This is a genomic window from Kitasatospora sp. NPDC093806 (genome assembly GCF_040683335.1).
Lineage (GTDB): Bacteria > Actinomycetota > Actinomycetes > Streptomycetales > Streptomycetaceae > Kitasatospora.
In genome coordinates this window covers 1-22,323 of record NZ_JBFBDO010000032.1, presented here as the reverse complement: position 1 = coordinate 22,323, position 22,323 = coordinate 1, and the positions used below count along the sequence as shown (strand labels likewise).

18 protein-coding genes are annotated in these 22,323 nt (G+C 74.1%); 13 read left to right on the top strand and 5 right to left on the bottom strand.

Annotated features, from left to right (window positions below):
- Window positions 1–49 precede the first annotated feature (49 nt).
- Window positions 50–649, top strand: a complete 600-nt coding sequence (locus AB0N76_RS17780) for a TetR family transcriptional regulator (protein WP_363558094.1) — start codon at window positions 50–52, stop codon at window positions 647–649.
- Here the strand turns inward: AB0N76_RS17780 and AB0N76_RS17775 are convergent.
- Window positions 646–1,443 carry an alpha/beta hydrolase gene (locus AB0N76_RS17775; RefSeq protein ID WP_363558092.1) on the bottom strand — a complete coding sequence of 266 codons (798 nt, stop codon included), beginning with the start codon at window positions 1,441–1,443 and terminating at the stop codon, window positions 646–648. The genes AB0N76_RS17780 and AB0N76_RS17775 overlap by 4 nt on opposite strands.
- 144 nt (window positions 1,444–1,587) lie before the next feature.
- Between AB0N76_RS17775 and AB0N76_RS17770 the strand changes: the two genes are divergently transcribed.
- On the top strand, window positions 1,588–2,352 hold the full coding sequence (locus AB0N76_RS17770; protein WP_363558090.1) for an SDR family NAD(P)-dependent oxidoreductase: 765 nt from the start codon (window positions 1,588–1,590) through the stop codon (window positions 2,350–2,352).
- A gap of 101 nt (window positions 2,353–2,453) precedes the next feature.
- Here AB0N76_RS17770 and AB0N76_RS17765 read toward each other — a convergent pair whose 3' ends face one another.
- The 3 genes from AB0N76_RS17765 to AB0N76_RS17755 form a co-directional block, all read right to left on the bottom strand.
- Entirely contained in the window at window positions 2,454–3,455 is a 1,002-nt protein-coding gene (locus AB0N76_RS17765; protein ID WP_363558088.1) for a zinc-binding dehydrogenase, read from the bottom strand.
- Window positions 3,456–3,457: 2 nt separating this feature from the next.
- Window positions 3,458–4,501, bottom strand: coding sequence for a ketoacyl-ACP synthase III (locus tag AB0N76_RS17760; protein ID WP_363558086.1), 1,044 nt, complete (start codon window positions 4,499–4,501; stop codon window positions 3,458–3,460).
- A 430-nt stretch (window positions 4,502–4,931) separates the two neighbouring features.
- On the bottom strand, window positions 4,932–6,056 hold the full coding sequence (locus AB0N76_RS17755) for a ParB N-terminal domain-containing protein (RefSeq protein WP_363558084.1): 1,125 nt from the start codon (window positions 6,054–6,056) through the stop codon (window positions 4,932–4,934).
- A 533-nt stretch (window positions 6,057–6,589) separates the two neighbouring features.
- Here AB0N76_RS17755 and AB0N76_RS17750 point away from each other — a divergent pair.
- The 3 genes from AB0N76_RS17750 to AB0N76_RS17740 all read left to right on the top strand — a co-directional run bounded on the left by AB0N76_RS17750 (window position 6,590) and on the right by AB0N76_RS17740 (window position 13,334).
- On the top strand, window positions 6,590–9,703 hold the full coding sequence (locus AB0N76_RS17750; RefSeq protein WP_363558082.1) for an amino acid adenylation domain-containing protein: 3,114 nt from the start codon (window positions 6,590–6,592) through the stop codon (window positions 9,701–9,703).
- Window positions 9,700–12,534: a beta-ketoacyl synthase N-terminal-like domain-containing protein gene (locus AB0N76_RS17745; RefSeq protein WP_363558080.1), complete on the top strand. Its 2,835-nt coding sequence runs from the start codon at window positions 9,700–9,702 to the stop codon at window positions 12,532–12,534. Before AB0N76_RS17750 ends, AB0N76_RS17745 begins: the two co-directional genes overlap by 4 nt.
- A 182-nt stretch (window positions 12,535–12,716) precedes the next feature.
- On the top strand, window positions 12,717–13,334 hold the full coding sequence (locus tag AB0N76_RS17740; RefSeq protein WP_363558079.1) for a TetR/AcrR family transcriptional regulator: 618 nt from the start codon (window positions 12,717–12,719) through the stop codon (window positions 13,332–13,334).
- A 59-nt stretch (window positions 13,335–13,393) separates the two neighbouring features.
- On the opposite strand, the gene AB0N76_RS17735 is transcribed toward AB0N76_RS17740, so the two are convergent.
- Complete coding sequence (locus AB0N76_RS17735; RefSeq protein ID WP_363558077.1) at window positions 13,394–13,879, bottom strand: SRPBCC family protein; 486 nt, start codon at window positions 13,877–13,879, stop codon at window positions 13,394–13,396.
- A 297-nt stretch (window positions 13,880–14,176) separates the two neighbouring features.
- Between AB0N76_RS17735 and AB0N76_RS17730 the strand changes: the two genes are divergently transcribed.
- The 8 genes from AB0N76_RS17730 to AB0N76_RS17695 all read left to right on the top strand — a co-directional run bounded on the left by AB0N76_RS17730 (window position 14,177) and on the right by AB0N76_RS17695 (window position 22,252).
- Complete coding sequence (locus AB0N76_RS17730) at window positions 14,177–15,814, top strand: aldehyde dehydrogenase family protein (protein WP_363558075.1); 1,638 nt, start codon at window positions 14,177–14,179, stop codon at window positions 15,812–15,814.
- Window positions 15,811–16,950: an acyl-CoA dehydrogenase family protein gene (locus tag AB0N76_RS17725; RefSeq protein WP_363558073.1), complete on the top strand. Its 1,140-nt coding sequence runs from the start codon at window positions 15,811–15,813 to the stop codon at window positions 16,948–16,950. The genes AB0N76_RS17730 and AB0N76_RS17725 overlap by 4 nt, the downstream gene beginning before the upstream one ends.
- Before the next feature lie 253 nt (window positions 16,951–17,203).
- Window positions 17,204–18,382, top strand: a complete 1,179-nt coding sequence (locus AB0N76_RS17720) for an aminotransferase class III-fold pyridoxal phosphate-dependent enzyme (protein ID WP_363558174.1) — start codon at window positions 17,204–17,206, stop codon at window positions 18,380–18,382.
- A gap of 89 nt (window positions 18,383–18,471) precedes the next feature.
- Window positions 18,472–18,930 (top strand): SRPBCC family protein, encoded by a 459-nt coding sequence (locus AB0N76_RS17715; protein WP_363558071.1) that lies wholly within the window; start codon window positions 18,472–18,474, stop codon window positions 18,928–18,930.
- A complete protein-coding gene (locus AB0N76_RS17710; protein ID WP_363558069.1) occupies window positions 18,930–19,379 on the top strand; it encodes a hypothetical protein in 450 nt (149 codons plus the stop codon). The genes AB0N76_RS17715 and AB0N76_RS17710 overlap by 1 nt, the downstream gene beginning before the upstream one ends.
- Window positions 19,376–20,377 carry a DUF2156 domain-containing protein gene (locus AB0N76_RS17705; protein ID WP_363558067.1) on the top strand — a complete coding sequence of 334 codons (1,002 nt, stop codon included), beginning with the start codon at window positions 19,376–19,378 and terminating at the stop codon, window positions 20,375–20,377. The genes AB0N76_RS17710 and AB0N76_RS17705 overlap by 4 nt, the downstream gene beginning before the upstream one ends.
- A gap of 28 nt (window positions 20,378–20,405) precedes the next feature.
- On the top strand, window positions 20,406–21,377 hold the full coding sequence (locus tag AB0N76_RS17700; protein ID WP_363558065.1) for a VlmB-like protein: 972 nt from the start codon (window positions 20,406–20,408) through the stop codon (window positions 21,375–21,377).
- Window positions 21,374–22,252: an alpha/beta fold hydrolase gene (locus AB0N76_RS17695; RefSeq protein WP_363558063.1), complete on the top strand. Its 879-nt coding sequence runs from the start codon at window positions 21,374–21,376 to the stop codon at window positions 22,250–22,252. The genes AB0N76_RS17700 and AB0N76_RS17695 overlap by 4 nt, the downstream gene beginning before the upstream one ends.
- Window positions 22,253–22,323 lie beyond the last annotated feature (71 nt).

Below are 22,323 nucleotides of genomic sequence, written 5' to 3'. Positions count from 1 at the left end.
CGGGCGGGAGTCGTGGGGGCCGGGGGTGATGCCATAGCGTGAGGGCGTTATGAATCACGTGCATGAGATCGTCCGCTCGCCGCTGCGCAATCGGCTGCTCGACGCCGCCTACGACCTGGTGGTCGACCAAGGGTGGGCCAGGCTCCGGATGACACACATCGCCAAGGCCGCCGACGTCAGCCGGGCGGTGGTGCACGAGCACTTCCCGTCGCTGGACGCGGTGGGGGAGGAGCTGATCGCGCGGGAGGCCGAGCGGTTCCTGGCGGGCATCGTCGACGAGCTGAGCAAGCACCCGGACGACTTGGGGGAGAGCACCCGGGTGGGGGCGGGGTTCGCGCTGCGGTTCGCCGCCGAGAACCCGCTGCTGAAGCGGGCGGTGGGCAGCGTCGACGGTGGGGACCGCGCGCTGCTCACCCACCTCACGACGCGGTCCGAGGCGGTCTTCGACAGCGCGTACACCCTGATCGCCGCGTACGTGGAGCAGGCCTGGCCGCAGGTGGAGCCGGAGCGGCGGCGGCTCCTGGTGGACGCCGCCGTCCGGCTGACGATCAGTCACATCGTGGCGCCCGCCCTGCCGGTGCCGGTCGCGGCGCGGAACATCGCCGACATCACCGTGTACATCGCGGGCACCCGGGGCGGGCCGTCCTAGCCCGCCATGGCCGCGAGTTCGGTGTGGGCGCGGTCGAGGACGCGGGCGAAGGTCGCCGGGTCGGTGAGCGGCAGCAGGTGCGGGCCGGGGACGTGGACCAGGCGGGCCGGGGTGCCGGCGTCGCGCAGGCCGTCCAGGAAGCGCCGCTCCTGGATCCGGAACAGCGGGTCGTCGAGTCCGTTGGCGAGGATGACCGGGATGCGGACCCGGGCGGTCAGGGACAGCGTGTCGGCGCGGGCGATGGCCGCGATGGCCTCGTCGAAGCCGTGTCGGGAGAGGCCGCCGGCCGTGGCCGCCAGGTAACTCTCCTCGGGGAGCTGGCGGCGTAGGGCGCGGTCGTCCAGCCGGTCGGCCAACCGGGGGCCGAGCCGGCGCTGGAGCGCGGCGGCGGCCCGGTGCGGGAGGAGCAGCGGGCCGTCGGTGCGGAGCGTGGCGCCGTGGACGAACAGGCCCGCGGCGCCCTGCCGGTGGGAGGCGCCGTAGGCAAGGGTGGTGACGCCGCCGAGCGAGCTGCCGGCGACGACGGGGCGCCGGCCGGTGGCGCGGGTCGCCTCGTCCACGGCGGCCGCGACCTGCTCGACCGCGCCGTCGAGGGTGAACGGGCGGTCGTCCAGGGCGCCGTGGCCCGGAAGGTCGCAGGCGGTGATCCGGTACGGCCCGCTGGTGGCGGTCAGGCGGGTGGCGACCGGGCGCCACATGTGGGCGGACAGCCGGATGCCGTGGACGAGGACGAGCGGGTGACCGTCGTCGGGGCCGGCGGTCCAGAGGCCGGGCTCCTTGGTCTGGCGGAACATGGGACACCTTTCTTTCGGTGGCGCGGGCCGCCCCCGTGCACACCCGTGTGCAAAGGGACTTCTCCGGGATTCGCCTTTATCATTCACGAATTGATGACACGTCATATGCGGAATGTTCGGAAATTCACGGGAGGGAGCGCCGGTATGCGGATCGCGGACGGAGTGGCCCTGGTCACCGGGGGGACCTCGGGGCTGGGGCTGGCCACGGCCCGGCGGCTGGTCGGGGCCGGGGCCAGGGTCGTCATCACCGGTCGGGCCGGTGGGCGGGGGCCGCAGGCGGCGCGCGAACTGGGGGACCGGGCGGTCTTCGTGGCCGCCGACATCACCAGCGAGGCGGAGCTGACGGAGGCGCTGGACGTCGCCGACGGACTCGGCCCGCTGCGGGTGGCGGTGAATTGCGCGGGCGCGACGAATGCGGTGCGAACCGTCGGGAGGAACGGCCGGCCCTATCCGCTCGCGGAGTTCGAGCGGATCGTCGCGGTGAATCTGGTGGGCGCTTTCAATGTGATCCGGCTCGCGGCCGAGCGCATCGCCCGGACCGAGGAGGTGGACGGGGAGCGCGGTGTCATCGTCAACACCTCCTCGATCGCGGCCTTCGACGGACAGGTGGGTCAGGCCGGGTACGCGGCGGGCAAGAGCGGAGTGGTGGGGCTGACCCTGCCGGTGGCGCGGGACCTGGCGCCGCTGAAGATCCGGGTGGTCACCATCGCGCCGGGGGTGTTCGACACCCCGATGCTCAGCGACCTGTCCGAGGAGGCGAAGTCCTCGGTCGGCGCCCAGGCCCCGCACCCGGCGCGGCTGGGCGACCCGGACGAGTTCGCTTCGCTGGCACTGCACGTGGTGGCGAACCCCATGCTCAACGGCGAGACGATCCGGCTGGACGGCGCCATGCGGATGGGCCCGCGCTGAACACCGAACACCCGTGGAGCCGTGCCCGGAGGAATCCTTCCGGGCACGGCTCCACAGGTGTGTCGCGGGCTGGTCGCCCATGACATCGGGGCGGGGATCGGTCACGACGGCGGGGTGAGGACGACCTTGCCGAACACCGAGCCGTCCAGCAGCGCCTGGAACCCCTCCCGCGCCCGGCTCAGCGGCAGCACCCGGTCGACCACCGGGGCCAGCCGGTGTGCGGTGCAGAACGCGGCGAGTTCGAGGAGCTCGTCGCGGGTGCCGAGGGTGGAGCCGACGATCGTCAGCTGCCGGAAGAAGACGTGCGCCAGGTCGGCGGGCGGCATCGCCCCGGTGGTCGCGCCGCTGACCACCACCCGCCCGCCGGGTCGCACGCTGCGCAGCGAGTGGGCCCAGGTGGCCTCGCCGACCGTCTCCATCACCGCGTCGACCCGCTCGGGCAGCCGGGCCCCGCTCGGGAAGACGGCCTCGGCGCCGAGTCGCAGCGCCCGTTCGCGGCGCTCGGCGCTGCGTCCGGTCACCCAGATCCGGTAGCCGGCGGCCGAGCCGAGGGCGATCAGGGCGGTCGACACCCCGCCGCCGGCGCCCTGGACCAGGACCGTGTCCCCGGGCCGGGCGCCGGAGCGCGCGAAGAGCATCCGGTAGGCGGTCAGCCAGGCGCCGGGCAGGCAGGAGGCCTGCTCGAACGAGAGGCCGGCCGGCTTGGGCACCAGGTTGCGGCGCGGTACCGCGACCCGTTCGGCGAGGGTGCCGTCGTGCTCGTCGCCGAGCAGGGTGCGGCCCGGGTCGAGGGTCTCGTCCCCGTGGCCGGCGGCGGGGTCGCCGATGACTGGGTGGATGATGACCTCGTTGCCGTCCTTGTCGACGCCGGCCGCGTCGGAGCCCAGCACGACCGGCATCCGCCGGGCGCCGGGGCCGACGCCGCGCAGTGTCCACAGGTCGTGCTGGTTCAGCGCGGCGGCGCGGACGGTGACGGTGGTCCAGTCGTCGCCGCCGTCGATTCCGTCGAGGCCACCGCCGGTCGGGGGTGTCGGCCAGTCGCCGACGTACAGACCGGCCAGCGGGTCGGCCGGGTCCGCGCTCTTGGCGACCACCGCGAGCACGGTCACACCTCGCCGAGCGGGTCGAAGTGCCGGAAGCAGGCCGAGCCCCAGATGAAGCCGGCGCCGATCGCCGACAGGATCAGCAGGTCGCCGTGCCGCACCCGGTTCTCGACGGTCTCGTGCAGCACGGTGAGCACGCTGGCCGCGGCGGTGTTGCCGAACCGCTGGACGGTGGTCGGCACCCGGTCGGAGGGGACGCCGAGGGCCTCCGCGGCCGCGTTGATGATGTTGAGGTTGGCCTGGTGCAGCAGCACGTGCTGGACGTCGTCCAGCTCGACCCCGGCGTTGCGGGCGGTGTTGCGGATGCTCTCCGGGAGCTTCTCGGTGGCCATGTTCCACACGGCCTTGCCGTTCATCTTGAGGTACTGCGAGCGGGCCTCGACGGTCTCCGGGCTGTGCGGCAGCCGCGAGCCGCCGGCGGTGATCTCCACCTCGTAGGAGAGCTCGCCGTCGGTGTCCCAGCCGAGCAGGCCGAAGCCGGCCGGGGTGCGACCGAGCAGGGCGGCGCCGGCCGCGTCGCCGAGGAAGACCCGGGTGGTGCGCTCCTGCGGGTCGGTGCCGCGCGAGCCGGCGTCGGCGCCGATGACGAGGACGTAGCGGTACTGGGTGTTCTGGAGCAGGTGGGCGGCGGTGAGCAGGGCGTAGACGCCGCCGGCGCAGGCCGCCTGGGTGAGGTCGAGCGGCATCGCCCGGTGGGCGCCGAGCGCCTCCCGGATGATCATCGCCATGGACGGCAGCGGCTGGTCGGGGGTGAACGTGGTGACCACGATGGCGTCCACCTCGGACGCGTCGACGCCCGCCCGGGCGAGCGCCTGGCGGCCGGCCTCGATGCCCATGTCCGAGGTCACGCGGCCCTCTTCGAGGAAGCGCCGCTCCTTGATGCCGGTGCGGGAGGTGATCCACTCGTCGGAGGTGTCGAGGGTGCGGGTGAGGTCCTCGTTGGTGACCACGGTGGGGGGCACGTAGAGGCCGGTGCCGAGGATGCCGACCGGGTGGGTCAGGCCGGTCCGGGCGGGGGCCGGTGTCGTGGATTCCAGAACGTTCATGTCAGGTTCCCCGTTTCGGTGGGTTGAGGGCCGGGGACGGGAGCGCCGCGAAGGGTGGCCGCGGCGTGCCCGGGGGACGTCGCTGTTGACGACGGTCTCCTTGGCGGGCTTCGTCCCACGAGGCACGGCTGTCGGAAGGGGTGCGGACCCGCCGGCAGCGATGCACTGGCGTCCGGCAGGCAGGGGGATCACCCACGACCCGGAGGACCGGGAACTGCCCAGGGCGCCGAACGAGCCTCCCGGACCGGGTCGTCGAGCGGGGCTGGACCCCGCTGACCCGCGGTGCGGTGAAGGCATGGACGACGATAGCCGCCGCACCGCATTCCGTACACCGGCGACCGCTGAGCCGTGCAACCGCCGGGCGTGCAACCGCGCGTTCCGGTGCGGTTGCACGCGGGTCGGCCCTACGCCAGGGTGATGTGACGGTGCGTCAGGCCTTCCGTTCGAGGCCGTCGGCGAACTGCTCCCAGGTCTCGGCGCAGGCCCGGGCGGCCTGGCTGACCAGCCGGAGGGAGTGGCCCGGGACGACGTCGATCAGCTCCCGCCAGTGCTGCGGGGGTAACGCGTGGGCGCTGAGCAGGCGCAGCAGGAGCCGGCCGTGCTCCGCGTACTTGAGCGACGGGTCCTTCGCCAGCAGGGCGAGCAGCGCGGAGTGGTCGTGGGCGGCCTCGGCGGCGCCGGGGGTCGGACGCTGCGCCGGGACCTGGGCGGTCGGCCGCACCAGTGCGGCCTCGGGCACTTGCACGGCCGGTGGCTCTTGTGCGGCCCGCGGTGCCTGCGCGGTCGGTGCCACGTGCACGGTCGGCGGAACGTGCACAGTGGACGGCACTTGCACGGCGGGCCGCGCGTGAACGGCGGGCCGCACCTGCACAGCCGGCGCGGCCGGCCGGATCCCGGCGCCGCCCTCCGGTTCGCCGGTTCTGCGGAGCGCCGCGGGCACCGGGTCCTCGCCGCGCCCGAGCCGGGCCCGGACGTCGCGGACCGTGCCGGGGGAGATGCCGGCCAGCCGGGCGATCTGCCGCAGCGAGGCGGTCGGCATCTCGGCCATCAACCGACCTGCGAGGACGCGCCCTTGGGAGCTGTTCAGCGGGCGGGTCCGGCCGTCCCGGCCCAGCCGGACGGCCGGCTGCTCGGCCGTGTCGAGGGTGGCCCGGCGGATCTCCCGCACCGTGGAGGCGGACAGGCCGGCCGTCTCGGCGATCGCCCGGTCCGACCAGTGGCCGTGCGAGCGGATGATGCGGGTGGCGGCGGCCGCGCGGTCGGCCAGCGAGAGCGGCAGGCCGTGGGCGGTGTTCTCGCGGACGGCGAGCAGGAAGGCGTCCCGCCGGGGCCCGTCGAAGAAGCGCGCCCGGATCAGCTCCTCGCCGCGGGCGATCGCCGCGCGCAGCCGGTGGGTGCCGTCGACCACGCGCATCGAGGGCCGGTGCACGATGATCGGCGGCAGCACCGCCCCGGACTGGGCGAGCAACTGGGTGTGGCGGAGGTCCTCGCCGGCGCTGCGCGGCGAGTCGGCGGGCAGCGCCGGCAGCAGGGCGCCCACCGGGACGAGTTCCACGGCGGAGAGCCGGGGGCGGCCCCCTCCGTTCGGCTCCGCCGGCCCGTTCCCCCCTCCGCGGAAAGCTGTGACGGATTCCTGCTCGATGTTCACCATTCCCCCTTGCGACTGGCGCGACCGGCTCAATGGTAGTCAGCGGGCGCACCGTTGCAAGAAGGTCCGAGGGTAAAGTCCGAGGAAGTGTCAGAATTCAATGGACGGACCTGAATCGGCGTATTCGAGCACCCCCGGCCGGAGCTGAAGGTTCCTTGACGAAGGCTCAAGTGCCACCTACTGTAGGTCGAGTCGATCCGTTCTGGATTGACGCGCCGCCCGCAAGTACCCAGCCTGGCCTGCATGTTCTCGCTACCAACGAGTAGGGGAGCGGCGGCGACAAGTCCGGAAAGGCCTCTACGGAGAGTCACGATATCCATACTGCGAGCAATAATTCGCCGCGTCATCAGGATTTCGTAAAAACCTCTCATGGCAGATCTCCGGCACCGGTACTCGGGTATCCGAGGCAATCAGTGAGTCACACATGGGGGATGAAGTAAGTGCCCGAGACGGTACGCGATCTCACAGCCGCCCAGCGAAAGCTGTATCTGCACGGAAAAGTGCACCCCCGGGACACCTCGTACGATCTGGCATTCGCGTTCCGGATGACCGGTGACATCGACGTCGAGCGGCTGCGCTCGGCGGTCGAGGCGTTCGTCAACGCCAACGTCGCGTTCAACACCGTGTTCACCGAGCGGGACGGCGAGGTCAAGGCGGTGCACGACCCGGACCTCCGCTACCGGGTCGCCCTGACCCGGCACCCGGGCGACGCCACCGAGCACCTCCGGGAGCGGCTGTCGGCGCTGCTCCGCCGGCGGATCCCCGCCGACCGCTGGCCGCTGTACGAGTACGCGCTGGTCGAGGACGACCAGGCGACCTTCCTGACCATCCGGATGTCGCACCTGATCTGCGACGCCTTCGGCTTCTACAACGTCGGCCGGGAGATCGAGCGCCTCTACCGGGACCCGTCCGCCCGGCCGGTGGGCGCCGAGCTCAGCCCGCTGGACTTCCCCGACGCCACCGTCCAGGACCCGGCCGCGCCGGAGTTCTTCCGCTCGATGCTGGGCGGGCTCTCCTCGCTCGCCCTGGAGGAGCTCGAAGCCGACCGCGACGAGCAGGGGATCCTGGCGGGTTCGCACCACTGGCTGCCGCTCGACGCGGAGTTGAACGGGGCGATCGACAAGACCGTGGCCGAGCTCGGGGTGCGCACGTTCAGCTTCTTCCTCGGCGTGCACATGCTGCTGCTGGGGACCCTTGGCGCGAGCCGCACCGTCACCACCGCGATCCCGCTGGGCAACCGCCGCAAGGACGAGCGCCAGCGCGACGCGTTCGGCTACTTCGTCAACACCCTGCCGCTCGCCGTGGACCTCGACGCCTACGCCACCTTCGGCGAGCTGTGCCGGGACCTCGAAGGCCGGATGGCCTCGATGATCCGGTACGAGGACTTCGACCTGACGGCGCACGCCCCCGAGGTGCTGCCCGCCTGCCAGGCCGGCCGGCACACCCCCAGCAGCTCCTTCACCTACTACCGCGAGCAGCTCGCCTTCCGGATCGCCGACTGGACGGCCGAGAGCGTCGAACTGCACCGCAACGACCTGGTGTTCCCGCTGGTCGCCCGGGTCGAGGACCTGGGCGAGGCCGGCTACGGCTACCACCTCGCGCACACCGACGCCCTGGCGGACGCCGACCCGCGGGCCACCCTGCTGACCCTGCTGCGGTCGGTCGCGCTCGGCCGGGACGTCGACCTCGCCGCGGTGGGCGGCGTCTCGGCCGACCGGGCCCGGGCCATCGACGCGCTGGTCAACCGCGGGGCCTCGTTCCCGACCGCGCCCTCGCTCCAGGCCGTCTTCGAGCAGCGGGCCGCGGAGCACCCGGACCGGACCGCGGTCGAGTACGGCGCCGAGCGGCTGAGCTACCGCGAGCTGGACGAGCGGGCCGACCGGATCGCCCACCGGCTGCGCGCGACGGTGCCGGGCGCCCACGTGGCCGTCGCGATGGAGCGCGGCTGCGACCTGATCGCCGTCCTGCTCGGCGTGCTCAAGGCCGGCAAGACCTACGTCCCGCTCGACCCGGCGGCGCCGCCGGCCCGGGTGCGGCACATCGTCGGCCAGTTCGCCGAGCTGCCGCTGATCACCGGACCGGGCGTGTTCGCCGACCTCGACGACGCCGCCCGCCTCCCGCTGGACGAACTGCTGCGGGCCGCCGAGGCGTCGGACGAAGCCACAGCGGTCAGGGAGGTGGAGGACCTGCGGGAGCGGCCGGCCTACGTGATCTTCACCTCCGGCTCCACCGGCAAGCCGAAGGGCGTCCAGGTCACCCACGCCAACGTGCTGCGGCTGTTCCACGCCGCCGACCGGGACTTCCGCTTCACCGCCGAGGACACCTGGTGCCTCTTCCACTCCTACGCCTTCGACTTCGCGGTGTGGGAGATGTACGGCGCGCTGCTCTACGGCGGCCGCCTGGTGATCCCCGCGGAGGCCGTGCGCAAGTCGCCCGACCGGTTCGCCGACTTCCTCGCCGACACCGGCGTCACCGTGCTCAACCAGACGCCGTCCGCGTTCCGCCGGCTCAGCCAGGCGCTCGACGGGCGCCACGTCGACCGGATCAAGGTCCGCTACGTGGTCTTCGGCGGCGAGGCGCTGCGCTTCGACAGCCTGACCCGCTGGTTCGAGCTGTTCGGCGAGCAGGCCGAGCTGGTCAACATGTACGGCATCACCGAGACCACGGTGCACGTGACCCACTACCGGGTGACGCCCGAGGACGTCGCCGAGCGCCGCCCGAGCGTCATCGGCCGGCCGCTCGCCGACCTCGCGGTCCGGGTGGTCGACCACAACCTCGCGCCGGTGCCGGTCGGGGTGCCCGGCGAGATCCTGGTGTCCGGCGCCGGGGTGTCCCTCGGCTACCTCGGCCGTCCGGACCTCACCGCCGAGCGGTTCGTCGAACTCCCCGGCGAGCCGGGCCGGTTCTACCGCTCCGGCGACCTGGGCCGGGTGCTCGCCGACGGCAACCTGGTCTACCTGGGCCGGATGGACCAGCAGGTCCAGCTGCGCGGCTACCGGATCGAGCTGGGCGAGGTCGAGACCGCCCTGCGCGCGGTCCCGGGCGTCACCGACTGCGCCGTCGTGCTGGACGAGCGGGCCGCCGAGCCGCAGCTGGTCGCCTTCGTCGTCCGCTCCCCGGAACTGACCGACGGCGGGCTGCGGGCGGCGATGAGTCCGCTGCTGCCCGGCTACATGCTGCCCTCGCGCTACGTCCCGATGGCTGTTCTGCCGCTCACCATCAACGGCAAGGTGGACACGGCCGCGCTGCCCTGGCCCGGCGCGGAGACCGAGCCGGACACCCGGCTCTCGCTCGCCGAGACGGACGGCGCGGCGACCGCCGCGACCACCCTGGTCGCCCAGGTCTGGCGGGAGGTGCTCGGCTTCTCCGAGTTCACCGCCGACGACCGCTTCTTCGACATCGGCGGCAGTTCGGTGCAGGTGATCCAGGTGCACCGCCGGCTCGGCCGGGACGTGCCGGGCCTGGAGATGATCGACCTCTTCGAGTACACGACCGTGCGCGAACTCGCCGCCCACGTCGAGCTGTTGAATATCGCCGCCGGTGGTGCGGCATGACCAAGGAGCGAAGCAACGACATGACCGCCACCCATTCCGCGGAGCCCGTGGCCATCGTCGGCATGGCGGTGCGCCTGCCCGGTGCGCGCACCCTGGACGCGTTCTGGCAGAACCTGGTGGACGGCGTCAGCGCCGTGCGCGAGTTCACCGAGGAGGAGCTGGCCGCGGCCGGCGTCGACGAGCGGCAGCGCGCCCACCCGGACTTCGTGGCCCGGGGCGTGCCGCTGGAGGACGTCGACCGGTTCGACGCGGGCTTCTTCGGCTTCACCCCGCAGGAGGCGCGGGTCACCGACCCGCAGCACCGGATCTTCCTGGAGACCTGCTGGCACGCGCTGGAGGACGCCGGCGTGGTGGCGCGCGCGGGCGGCGGGGCGGTCGGCGTGTTCGCCTCGTCCAGCCTGAGCACCTACCTGCTGCACAACATCCTGCGCAGCGAGGAGGCCGGCGACGGCACCGAGCTCAGCTACCCCGTGCTGATCGGCAACGACAAGGACTTCCTGGCCACCCGGGTCTCCTACAAGCTGGGCCTGACCGGGCCCAGCCAGACCGTCCAGTCCGCCTGCTCCAGCTCGCTGGTGGCGCTGCACCAGGCCGCGGCCGCGCTGCGCGGCGGCGAGTGCGACGTGGCGCTGGCCGGCGGGGTGAGCATCACCGTCCCGCAGCACACCGGCTACCTGCACAAGGAGGGCGGCATCGCCTCGCCGGACGGCCACTGCCGGCCGTTCGACCAGGCCGCGGGCGGGACCGTGCGCGGCAACGGCGCCGGCGTGGTCGTGCTCAAGCGGCTCGCCGACGCGCTCGCCGACCGGGACCGGATCTACGCGGTGGTGCGCGGCAGCGCCGTCACCAACGACGGCTCGGACAAGATCGGCTTCACCGCACCGGGCATCCGCGGCCAGGCCCGGGCGGTCAGCGCCGCGCTCGCCGCGGCCGGCACCGCCGCCGACGAGATCGGCTACGTCGAGGCGCACGGCACCGGCACCGCGCTCGGCGACCCGATCGAGATCCGCGCCCTGACCCAGGCGCACAACAGCTCCCGCGAGTGCGCGCTGGGCAGCGTCAAGGCCAACCTCGGGCACCTGGACGCGGCCGCCGGCATCGTCGGCCTGATCAAGACCGCGCTGGTGCTGCACCACCAGACGGTGCCGCCGCAGATCAACTTCACCGCGGCCAACCCGCACATCCCGCTGGACCGTTCGCGCTACGTGGTGCACACCGACAAGCACGTGCCGGCCGAGCCGATCACGGCCGCCGCGGTCAGCTCCTTCGGGCTCGGCGGCACCAACGGGCACTGCGTGCTGGGCCGCCACCTCGCGCCGGAGCGCGGCCCGGTGCCGGCCGGCGGGCGGTACCTGCTGCCGCTGTCCGCGCAGAGCCCGGAGGCGCTGTTCCGGCAGGCCGAGCGGCTGCGCCGGCACCTCGACGAGGCGCACCCGCGGCTGGACGACCTCGCGCTCACGCTCGGCACCGGGCGCACCCACTGGACCGAGCGGCTCGCGGTCGTCGCGGCCACCCCGGAGGAGGCCCGCGCCGGGCTGGACGCCTTCCTCACCCGCGGGGTGCGGGCCGGCGACCACCCGGCGGCCTGGGACTTCGTCGGCGGCGGGGAGCTCGCCGAGGCGGCGCTCGGCGACCTCTCGGCGGCGGTGAAGACCACCCTGCCGGGCTACCCGCTGGAGCCGCGCAGCCACTGGATCGAGCCGGTGCGCCGCGCGGCCGAGGCCCCGGCACCGGCTCAGGTCCCGGCCCCGGCCCCGGCCAGTGCGGAGGCCGACGGGGAGCAGGTGCTCGCGGACGTCCTCGACGTCCTGCGGAAGCTGCTGGGCGAGGACGGGATGGGCCCGGACGACGACTTCCTCGACCTGGGCGGCGACTCGCTGGCCGCGGTCGAGGCGGCCAGCATGCTGCGCGAACGGCACCGGGTGGAGCTGGACTTCGAGGTGTTCGCGGACCGGCGCACCCCGCGCGCGATCGCCGCGCACCTCGCCGAGCTGGTCGGCGGCACCGCCGACCGGTCCGCGATGGTCCGGGTGCGCGAGGGCGAGGGCCCGCACCTGTTCCTGATCTACCCGGCGGGCGGCACCAACTTCTGCTACTTCCGGCTCGCCGAGCACCTGGAGTTCGCCGGCCCGCTGACCGCGTTCGCCTACCCGCGCGAGCTCGGCGACGGCCCGGTCACCATCCGGCAGCTGGCCGCGCTGTACATCGAGCAGATGCGGACCGTGCAGCCGGAGGGGCCGTACCGGCTCGCGGGCTACTCCTTCGGCGGCAACCTGGCCTTCGAGGTCGCGCTGCAGCTGCAGCGGGCCGGCCAGGAGGTCTCCGGGCTGTACCTGTTCGACGCGCACCCGCCGGCGGCGTACGTCGGCGAGTCGCTGACCGAGGAGGAGTTCCTGGTCGCGCTGCCGCAGATGATCGCCTCGGTGATGCCGGACGCCGGGATCGACCGCTCGGCCGCGCCGCCGCGCAGCATGGCGGAGGCCGCCGAGGTGCTGAAGACCCGGCCGGACTGGCTGGCCTCCAGCGAGGAGGAGTTCCTGCGGTTCGTCCGGATCTGGCGCCGCAACCACGAGGCCCTCAAGGGCTACTACCCGGACGGCAAGGTCACCGGCAACGTGGTGGTCTTCGACGCCCAGGTGGCGCACCCGGAGGAGGAGGTCGCCCTGCTGCGGATCAAGCTGCTGAGCAAGGACCACTGGCGGGCGCACGTGGACGGGGCGATGGAGGTCGTCCCGGTGCCGGGCAACCACTACACCATGTTCACCGACCTGGAGCTGGTGCCGCGGCTGGCCGCCGCGTTCCGGACGGTGCTGGACGGGCACGGAGCCTGAGGTTGCACCCGGCCTGACCTGGTGACGGCGGGGCGCGCGCGGCGACCGTGCGCGCCCCGCCGTCCGGACCGGCGGTGTGGCCCGCCGTGGACCAGGCATGATAGAACGGTCCGACTCGTTCCTTTCTGATGCCGAGCACGTCCGGCACACCGCGAGTCACTTTCGACACCAGGGGATTAAGCATGGGTACCAAGCGCACGCTGACACGGGTGGACGGTGCGTCCGGGGCGACCATGCGGGACCTGGAAGCCCGCCGGCGCATCCTGTCGGTGACGCACCAGATGCTCGTCACCCAGGGCTACGCCAAGCTGACCATCGGGGGAGTGGCGGCCAACGCGGGGGTCGGCAAGGCGACCATCTACCGCACCTGGCCGAACAAGCCGGCCCTGGTGCTGGAGGCGCTGCGCAACACCTTCCCCGAGGTGCCCACGGCGGACCTGGGCGACAGCCGGGCGGAGATGCTCGCCGCGGCCAACACCCTGGCGGCGCTGTTCAACCTGCGCGAGGTCCGGGCCGCGCTGCCCGGCCTGATCGCCGACACCGCCGAGGGCGAGGGCTCCGAGCACGACCTGCGCGACCGGCTGATCGGCGAGCGCAAGAGCCGTTCCACCCAGTGCCTGGAGCGGGCGATCGAGCGCGGCGACCTGCCCGCGGACACCGATGTCTCGCTGGTGCTGGACAGTTGGGCGGGCGTGATGCTGTTCCGCTGCCTGTTCTTCGGCGAGACGCTCTCCGCGGCGGACGTCGAGCGGCTGGTGGACACCACGCTGGTCTCGCCGCACCGCCTTCCCGCCGCCTGACGGGCCGCCGACGCGACCGGGTGCGCCGTCCTGGACGGCGCACCCGGTCGCGCTGCTTCTCAACTCCCCTGCTCGACCGCCTGCTTGAGGCGCCCGAGGGTGGTCCGCATGCCGATGCGGTTGATCCGCGCGCGGTCCACCGGGCGGGTCGCGGTGAAGACCAGGCCGAGCAGCTCGGTGAGCCGGGCGCCGCGCCCCTCCCGCAGGTCCTGCCAGTACTCGGTGACGGTCGTGCCGCCGCCCTCGGCCGGCTCGAAGCGGTAGCCCCAGCGCGCCACCGGCAGGCCGAAGATGTTCACCCGGAAGGCGAACTCCCGCCCCGCCTCGGCCCGGGTGACCCGACAGGCGGTGAACCACACCGCCACGCCGCGCCGGTTGAACCCGATGAACGGGGAGCCGGTGCGCAGCGGGCCGCGCCGGGCCAGGACCACCTTGCACTCGGGGCTCCACTCGCCCATCCGCCGGACGTCGCTGACCGCCCGGTAGACCGCTTCCGGGCCGGCCCCGATCAGCAGGCTCTCCTCGACCGACCACTGTCGGTTCATGCAAACCTCCGTGTGCTGTGGCTTGTTGACACTCTGACTTGTTGACGGGGGGACGGCCAGACTCTACCGTAGGACGAGACGGATCGTTCTGAAGGAGAGTCGGCCTCACGATCCGAAGGCGCGGTGCTCCCGCAGCGGCCGGGCTCCCGCAGCAGCCCGGTTCCCGAGCGAGACCGCGGCCCCACGACTGACCCAGAACTCCGCCGGTCCACCGCGTGGGGGAGTCCACGCCGCCCGGCGCAGCCCCGTGCGCGGCCGGAGCCGATCAAGAAGCCGATCAAGAACAGGATGGACGCGATGCTGAGTTACGGTTCCTACGTCGCGGGGCAGGACCGCCCCGGCGACGCCTGGGTGTACACCCTGCGGTCCTCCGCGATGGTGCGCGACTTCTTCGGTTCGCTGGCGCTCAAGCGCGGCCTGGAGAAGGGGCGGATCGCCCCGGCCGACGCGCCCGAGCAGGTGGTGGGGCGCTGCTCGCTGGCCGACGGGCACGACCTCGACGCCGCGCTGGCCGCCGCCTCGGCGGCCGCCCGCGAGTGGCGGGCCTTCCCGCTGGAGGCCCGGCTGCGGATGGTCGAGGAGTTCCGCTCGCTGGTCCTGGAGCACTTCGAGGAGATCGTCGACCTGATGGTCGCCGAGGGGCACCCGCGGACCCTGGCCCGCTGGGAGCTGACCGGCTGGCTGGCCAACACCGGCCCGGAGACCCGGGACTGGGTCCGCGGCCAGATGGAGCACCAGGCCGTCATCGGGCCCCGGCGGATGACCATCCGGCGGGTCGCCGACGGCGTGGTCTGCCTCAACCCGCCGCAGAACGCCTCGGTCGCCAACTCGATGCTCGGCGTCTGGGCCCTCGCGGCCGGCAACGCCCTGGTCGTCCGGGCGCCGGTGAGCGCGCCGCTCGGCGTGCTGCACGCGGTGCACCGGCTGGTGGTGCCCGCGCTGGAGCGGGTCGGCGCGCCCGCCGGCGTGCTGAACGCGGTCTGCGCCGACGCCCGGCAGACCCTGGGCCACTGGCTGGACAGCCCGCTGGTCGACGACATCATGTTCTTCGGCGGCAGCGAGAAGGGCGTCGCGTTCGGCGCCGAGTGCGTGGCGCGCGGCAAGAAGCCGGTCCTGGAGCTCGCCGGCAACGACACCGCCGTGGTCTGGCACGACGCCGACCTCGACCGGGCGGCCGAGATGCTCGCCGAGTCGTTCTACGGCTCCGGCCAGATCTGCATGGTGCCCAACCGCGCGGTCGTCCACCCGCGGATCGCGGACCGGCTGATCGAGAAGCTGCAGGCCAAGGCTGCCGGGATCCGCCCCGGCTTCCCCGAGGACGAGGGCGTGCTGCTCTCGCCGGTGCTCCGCGCCGACTCCTACTTCGCGATCCTGGAGCAGGCGCTGGCCGGCGGCGCGCAGCTGGTCTGCGGCGGCCGCCGGGTCGACGTGAACGGCGAGCCGGACGAGATCGGCCTCTTCCTGGAGCCCACCGTGATCCGGGTGGACGGGCTGAAGGCGGCCGCCGACCTGGACGCCGTCCGGCACGAGACCTTCTTCCCGCTGCTGCCGGTGGTGATCCCCGAGGACGCCCCGGACGACGAACTGCTCGACGCCGTCATCGAGTTCACCAACGCCAACGCGTACGGACTGCGCAACTCGCTGTGGGCCGGCGACCCGGAGGTGATCGACCGCTTCGTCGGCGGCGTCACCAACGGCGGCCTGCTCAAGGTCAACGACTCGCACATCGGCTTCCTGCCGCTGCTGCCCACCCACGGCGGCAACGGCCTGACCGGCGGCCCCGGCGGCGAGGCCAACTTCCCGATCCTGCGCACCTCGCGGCTGCAGGGCGTCAGCGTGGCCGCCGAGGGCGTCCAGCCCCGGACGGCGGCCTTCGAGGCGGCGGCCGAGGTGGTCGAGGCGATGAAGGCGAAGCCGAAGGGGGCGGCCGCGTGATTCGCTCGATGGAGCAGGCCCGCGCGGCCTGCGACGCGTTCCTGCCCGGGCTGCGCGAGGAGCTGGCCGAGGTCCCGCTGGAGACCCTGGAGTCGCCCGGCGGCCCCGGCCTGGCCGCCTTCCGCCGGGCCGGCGGCCCCGGCCTGCTGGTGCCCGCCCAGTACGGCGGCGGCGGCGCCACCGCGCTGGAGGCGGTCCGGGTGACCCGGGCGATCGGCGCGGTCTCGCCCTCGCTCGCGGTGGCCGCGACCATGCACAACTTCTCGGTGGCCAGCCTGGTCGCGCTGCTCGGCTCGGCCGACGCCACCGGCCTGGAGTGGCTGCTGATCGAGGGCATCGCCCGGGACCGCCTGCTGGTCGCCTCCGGCTTCGCCGAGGGCCGCGCCGGACAGGGCATCCTGGCCGCCACCATGACGGCCCGCCAGGTCGGCGACGGCTACCGGGTGACGGGCGCCAAGAAGCCGTGCAGCCTGGCCCACTCGATGGACCTGCTCACCGCCAGCGTCGCGATCCCGCTGCCGGACGGCGGCACCGAGCTCGGCGTCGCGCTGATCCCGGCCGGCGCGCCGGGCATCACCCGGCACCCGTTCTGGGCCAGCCGCTTCCTGGCCGGGGCCGAGAGCGACGAGGTCCGGCTGGCGGACGTCGAGGTCGCGGGCGAGCTGATGCTCAAGCCCGGCCAGGAGCTGGGCGGCGGCCTCGACACCCTGCAGACCGTCGGCTTCGTCTGGTTCGAGCTGCTGGTGACCTCGGCCTACACCGGCGCGGTGGTCCGCCTGGTGGAACGCGCGCTGGCCGAGGGCCGGGGCAGCGTCACCGACCGGGCCGCGCTGGCCACCCGGCTGGAGGCCGCCGTCGCCGTGGTCGAGAACCAGGCCCGGGCCGCCGCGTCCGGCGAGGTCGGCGGCGACGAACTGGCCGCCGTGCTCTCCGCCCGCTACGCCGCCCAGGACCTGCTGGTGGACGCCGCCGACCGGGCGGCCGAACTCCTCGGCGGGATGGCCTACATCTCCTCCTCGGAGGTCGGCTACCTGCTCGCGGCGAGCCGGGCGCTGGCCTTCCACCCGCCGTCCCGGTCGAGCAGCGCCCAGGCGCTGATCGACCACCACGCGGGACAGCCGCTGCTGCTGTCCTGACCCCCGAACGGCGCGCGCGCCCGGCCGGACCCGCCCCCGTCGGTGCGGCCGGGCGCGCCGCGCTGCCCCCGTGACCCCAGGAAGGACCCGGGCCGTGACCCAGGCGCTCGAAACCCAGGCGCTCGAAACCCAGGCTCTCGAAACCCAGGCTCTCGAAACGAAGACGCCGGCCGAGGACGGCCCGCACGACCCGGCCGCCGTCGCCGCGCTCTACCGCGCCCACCTCAGCCGGGGCCGCGGCAAGCTCGGCGAGATGTTCGGCGGCCAGGTCGAGGCCTCCTCGGAGGGTGCGCTGCTGCGCACCTCGGACGGCCGCGAGTACCTCAACTGCGGCGGCTACGGCGTCTTCCTGACCGGCGCCCGGCACCCGCGGGTGGTCGCCGCCGTCGAGCACCAGCTGCGCACCCATCCGCTCTCCACCCGGCTGCTGCTCGACCCCGCCGCCGCGCACGCCGCCGCCGCGCTGGCCCGGGTGGCCCCGCCCGGCCTGGACCGGGTGCACTTCTGCGGCTCCGGGGCCGAGGCCGTGGAGACCGGCCTCAAGCTGGCCCGCAGCCGCGGCCACCGGCGGCTGGTGGCGATGGCGAACGGCTTCCACGGCAAGACCCTGGGCGCCCTCTCGGTCACCGGCAAGCCGCTCTACCAGGACCCGTTCCGGCCGCTGCTGCCGGACACCGTGCACGTCCCGTACGGCGACCTCGACGCGCTCGCCGCCGCGCTCGGCCCGGACGCCTCCGACGCCTGCGTCATCCTCGAACCGGTGCAGGGCGAGGCCGGGGTGGTGATCCCGCCGGACGGCTACCTCAAGCAGGTCGAGCAGCTGTGCCGGCGCACCGGCGCCTTCCTGATCCTGGACGAGGTGATGACCGGCCTCGGGCGGCTCGGCACGCTCTGGGGCGCCGACCGCGAGCAGGTCGTGCCCGACGTGCTGCTGGTCGGCAAGGCGCTCAGCGGCGGCGTCGTCCCGGTCGCGGCGGCGATCGCCAGCCCGGCCGCGTTCACCGCCTTCGACCGCGACCCGTTCCTGCACACCTCGACCTTCTCCGCCGCGCCGATCGCGATGGCCGCCGCCCGGGCCGCGATCGAGGTGATCGAGGAGGAGGGCCTGGTCGAGCGCTCGCGGGTGCTCGGCGAACGGCTGCTGGCGGTGCTGACCGCGGTGCTCGACGAGCACTGCCCGCACCTGGTCGCCGAGGTCCGCGGCCGCGGCCTGCTGATCGGCGTGGAGTTCCACGACGCGGGCCTGGTCGGCGAGTTCATCCTCGAACTGCTCGACCGGGGCGTGGTGGTGAACCACTCGCTGAACGCCCACGCCGTGGCCCGGTTCACCCCGCCGGCCGTGCTGCGGGAGTCCGAGCTGGAACGGCTGGAGGTCGCCGTCACGGCCGCCGCCCGCGCGCTCGGCCGCCGGCTCCCGGCACCGTCCGCCTGAGGTACCGCCCGCCTGAGGTACCGCCCGCCTGCACCACCGCCCGTCCTTCGGGAACCACCCACCCTCGTGAAAGCTGAAGGTAACGACCCATGCGCACAGTGGACTTGGAGGTCCGCTACGACCACGTGGCACCGGACGAGGCGTACGCCCGGATCGGCGACTTCGCCCGCTACCCCGCGCTCGTCGCGGCCGTCCGGCGGGTGACCGTCCACCCCGGGCCGCGCACCGGACCGCTGCACAGCGACTGGGAGGTGGACTTCCGCAACGGCGTGCTGAGCTGGTCGGAGGCCGACACCTTCGACGCGGAGCGGCGGACGATCTTCTTCGAGCAGACCACCGGCGACTTCGACACCTTCACCGGCCACTGGCAGGTGAAGGCGGACGGCGCGGGCTGCGCGGTCTCCTTCACCGCCGAGTTCGACTTCGGCCTGCCGAGCCTGGCCGGCATCATCGACCCGGTCGCCGAACGGGTGCTGCGGGAGAACATCCTCGGCATCCTGGACGGCCTGCTCGGCGCCGCCGCCGGGCAGCCGCGCGCGGAGGCCTGATGGACGCCGCCAACCGCTTCGAGACGCCGACCACCTACCGCCTGGCCCGCGCCGAGTACCTGGTCGGCCTGGCGATCTGCGCCGGCCTGCTGATCTACCACTTCGACGAGGTGCGCTGGCTGCCCGCCCTCGCGCTGTTCGGCTACATCGACCTGATCGGCTACCTGCCCGGCGCCCTCGCCCACCACCGCGCCAAGGGCCGGCGGATCCACCGGGCGTACTACGTGCTCTACAACACCATGCACAGCGCCCTCACCGCCGGGGCGGTGGCCGCGCTGTGGGCGTGGCTGGTCGAGCCGGAGTGGGCGCTGCTCGCCATCCCGCTCCACCTGTGCGGGGACCGCGGGCTGCTCGGCAACTTCCTGAAGCCGTTCAGCGTGCCGTTCGAGCCCGCGCCGCTCCCGGAGTTCGTCGGCTTCGCCGCGGAACTGGCCAAGGAGCGGGTGTGACCGCCGCCCCGGCCTCCGGCGTCCCGGTGACGGCGACCGACACCGCCGAGCTGCTGCGCCGGTACGCCGACCACCCGAGCGGCTTCCTCGCCCTCAACTCCGGCACCCGGCACCACCACGGCGGCCCGGACCGGGGCCTGATCGCCTACACCGTGCGCGGCCGGCACGCCATCCAGTTCGGCGGCCCGTTCGCGCCGCCGGAGCACCGGGCCGCGCTGCTCGCCGAGTTCCGCGCGGCCGTCCGGGCCCGGCTGACCGTCGCCCAACTCCGTTCCGAGGACATCCCGTTGTACGAGGGACAGGGCTTCGCGGTGAACCAGATCGGCAGCACCTACGCGATCGACCTGGCCGCGTTCACCACCCGCGGCAAGCCGCTGGCCAAGATCCGGCAGAACACCGCCCGGGCCCGCCGGGAGGGCGTCACCGTCACCGAGCTCCTCCCCGGCGAGCAGCAGGACCCGGAGCTGTCCGCGATAGACGCCGCCTGGCTGCGCGACAAGGGGCGGCACGTCAAGGAGCTGCGGTTCCTGATCGGCGAACGCGGCGGCCCCGGCGCGCCCCTGCGGCGGACCTTCGTCGCCCGCCGCGAGGGCCGGACCATCGGGTACATCAGCTACTCGCCGGCCTACGGCAGCCGCCCCGGCTGGCTCTACGACCTGACCCGGCGGCGGCCCGACAGCCCGGTGGGCACGGTCGAGCTGATCAACCTGACCGCGCTCACCGCGTTCCGGCGCGAGGGCGCCGGCTGGCTCCACCTGGGCCTCACCCCGTTCGCCGGCCTCGCCGCCGAGCACCAGCCGCCGTCGGCCGGCCGCACCCTGGCCGGGGTGGTCCGGCTGCTCGCCGAGCACGGCCGGGCGGTCTACCCGGCGCGCAGCCAGGAGGCCTTCAAGCTCAAGTGGGACCCGCAGGTGATCGAACCGGAGTACGCCGCCTTCGAGCGCGGCGCCTCCCTCCCCGCGGTGTGGAACCTGATGCGGGCCACCCGCGCCATCTGACCGTCCGTCAACTGCCTTTGGAGCGAGCATGAGCACCGCCGTCACCCCGGACCTCCCCGCGGAGGTCGACCTGCGGACCGCCCCCGGCGTCCTCGAAGGCGCCCGCGACCTCGAACTCACCCCCGAGCGCTGCGACCTGCCGTACTGGTTCGACCACGTCGCCGGCGGCATGCTGCGCCAGCTGCGGGACGGCACCATCCCCGACCCCGAGCCGACCGCCGCCGTGCTGACCCCCGGCCCGCTGCGCGAGGCCCTGGTCACCGAGTTCGCCTTCCGCCACCTCGCCGAGGCCAAGGCCACCCGGGCGCTGACCCAGCTGGTCTTCCACGCCCCCGACGAGGCCTGCCTGGAGTTCTTCTCCACCCAGCTCATCGACGAGGCCCGGCACGCCCGCGCGTTCCGCGACCACCTGCTGCGGCTCGGCGTCCCGGCCGGCGAACTCGCCGCCACGGTAAGGAAGTACGCCGCCGAGGACGGCGCGGCCGTGCTCGACCCGCTGGAGAAGTTCGGCCTCGGCGTGCTCGACACCGGCGACTTCCACGGCGGCGTGCTGGTGCTCACCGTGCTGGTGGAGGGCGTGCTGGCGCCCGCCGCCGAGCTCAGCGAGCGCAAGTGGCGCCGCTTCGACCCGGCCGCCGCGCTGATCGAGCGGGCCGCCAACGTCGACGAGATCCGCCACCTCGCCGTGGGCAGCGCGGTGATCCGCCGGCTGCTGACCGAGCAGCCCGGACAGCGCCAGCGACTGCTCGACGTGCTCGGGCGCGGCCACGAGCTGTGGCAGCGGCTGCCGATGGCGGACCTGCTGCTGCGCCGGGAGACGCTGTTCCAGCAGGGCCTGGCCGAGCACGCGGCACTGGCCGAGGGGTACCAGGTGTGGCCGGACCGGCTGCTGCTGGACACCACCGCGCAGGAGCGGATGGCCGCCGCCGAGCTCTGGTCGCACGAGACCCAGCAGTCCCGGCTGGCGTACATGCTGCTCGCCGAGGGCGACGCCGCGTGAGCACCGGCCGCCGGGAGGACCCGGCGGTGGAGCGGCTGGCGATCCCGGTCCCCGGGCTGCCGGCCACGCTGGCCGCGACGGTCACCGTGCCCGAGCGGACGGCGCCGGACGCGGTGGCCGTGCTCTGGCCCGCGCTCGGCGTCAAGGCCGACCACTACCGGGCGTTCGCCGCCGAACTGGCCCGCACCGGCTTCGCCGTGGTCGCGGTCGACCTGCGCGGCCAGGGGGCCAGCCGGCCCCGGCCCGGCCGGGCCACCCGGCACGGCTACCACGAACTCGCCACCGTCGACTGGCCGGCCGTGCTGCGCGCCGTGCGGGACCGGTTCGGGACGCTGCCGGTCCACTCGGTCGGCCACAGCCTCGGCGGCCAGCTCTCGCTGTTGCACGCGGCGGCCCACCCGGGCGCGGTCGACGGGGTGGTGCTGGTCGCGGCCGGCTCGGTCGACCACCGCGGCTTCCCCGGCCTGCACGGCCCGCGCGTCCTCGCCGCCACCCACCTCACGGCGGCCGTCGCCGGGGCGGTCGGGTACTGGCCCGGGGACCGGCTGGGCTTCGCCGGGCGCCAGTCGGCGGTGCTGCTGCGCGACTGGGCCCGGATCTGCCGCACCGGCCGGTTCGAGCCCGCCGGCGCCGACCGGGACTACGAGGCGCTGCTCGCCGGGGCGACCGTGCCGGTGCTGGCCGTGTCGATGGCCGGCGACCGGCTGGCGCCCGTCCCGGCGGTGGACCGGCTCTGCGCGAAGGTGCCGGCCGCGCCGGTGACCCGGCACCACCACGGCGCCGACGCGGCCCGGCCGCCGGACCACTTCCGCTGGGTCCGGGACTCGGGCGCGATCGCGGACCGGATCCGCGCCTGGGCCGACGCCCTCCGCTGAGCGGGCACCCCATGTCGGGGCGGGCCCGGTTCCACGGGGACCGGGCCCCCCCACCACCGCGGGCCCGCGCC

Excerpts from the sequence above, each read along its gene's own strand:
- AB0N76_RS17760 (WP_363558086.1), bottom strand. The coding sequence starts at position 4,501 with ATGAACGTTCTGGAATCCACGACACCGGCCCCCGCCCGGACCGGCCTG.
- AB0N76_RS17730 (WP_363558075.1), top strand. The coding sequence starts at position 14,177 with ATGCTGAGTTACGGTTCCTACGTCGCGGGGCAGGACCGCCCCGGCGAC.
- AB0N76_RS17775 (WP_363558092.1), bottom strand. The coding sequence starts at position 1,443 with ATGTTCCGCCAGACCAAGGAGCCCGGCCTCTGGACCGCCGGCCCCGAC.
- AB0N76_RS17735 (WP_363558077.1), bottom strand. The coding sequence starts at position 13,879 with ATGAACCGACAGTGGTCGGTCGAGGAGAGCCTGCTGATCGGGGCCGGC.
- AB0N76_RS17710 (WP_363558069.1), top strand. The coding sequence starts at position 18,930 with ATGGACGCCGCCAACCGCTTCGAGACGCCGACCACCTACCGCCTGGCC.
- AB0N76_RS17770 (WP_363558090.1), top strand. The coding sequence starts at position 1,588 with ATGCGGATCGCGGACGGAGTGGCCCTGGTCACCGGGGGGACCTCGGGG.
- AB0N76_RS17720 (WP_363558174.1), top strand. The coding sequence starts at position 17,204 with ATGTTCGGCGGCCAGGTCGAGGCCTCCTCGGAGGGTGCGCTGCTGCGC.
- AB0N76_RS17740 (WP_363558079.1), top strand. The coding sequence starts at position 12,717 with ATGGGTACCAAGCGCACGCTGACACGGGTGGACGGTGCGTCCGGGGCG.
- AB0N76_RS17700 (WP_363558065.1), top strand. The coding sequence starts at position 20,406 with ATGAGCACCGCCGTCACCCCGGACCTCCCCGCGGAGGTCGACCTGCGG.
- AB0N76_RS17715 (WP_363558071.1), top strand. The coding sequence starts at position 18,472 with ATGCGCACAGTGGACTTGGAGGTCCGCTACGACCACGTGGCACCGGAC.
- AB0N76_RS17780 (WP_363558094.1), top strand. The coding sequence starts at position 50 with ATGAATCACGTGCATGAGATCGTCCGCTCGCCGCTGCGCAATCGGCTG.
- AB0N76_RS17745 (WP_363558080.1), top strand. The coding sequence starts at position 9,700 with ATGACCAAGGAGCGAAGCAACGACATGACCGCCACCCATTCCGCGGAG.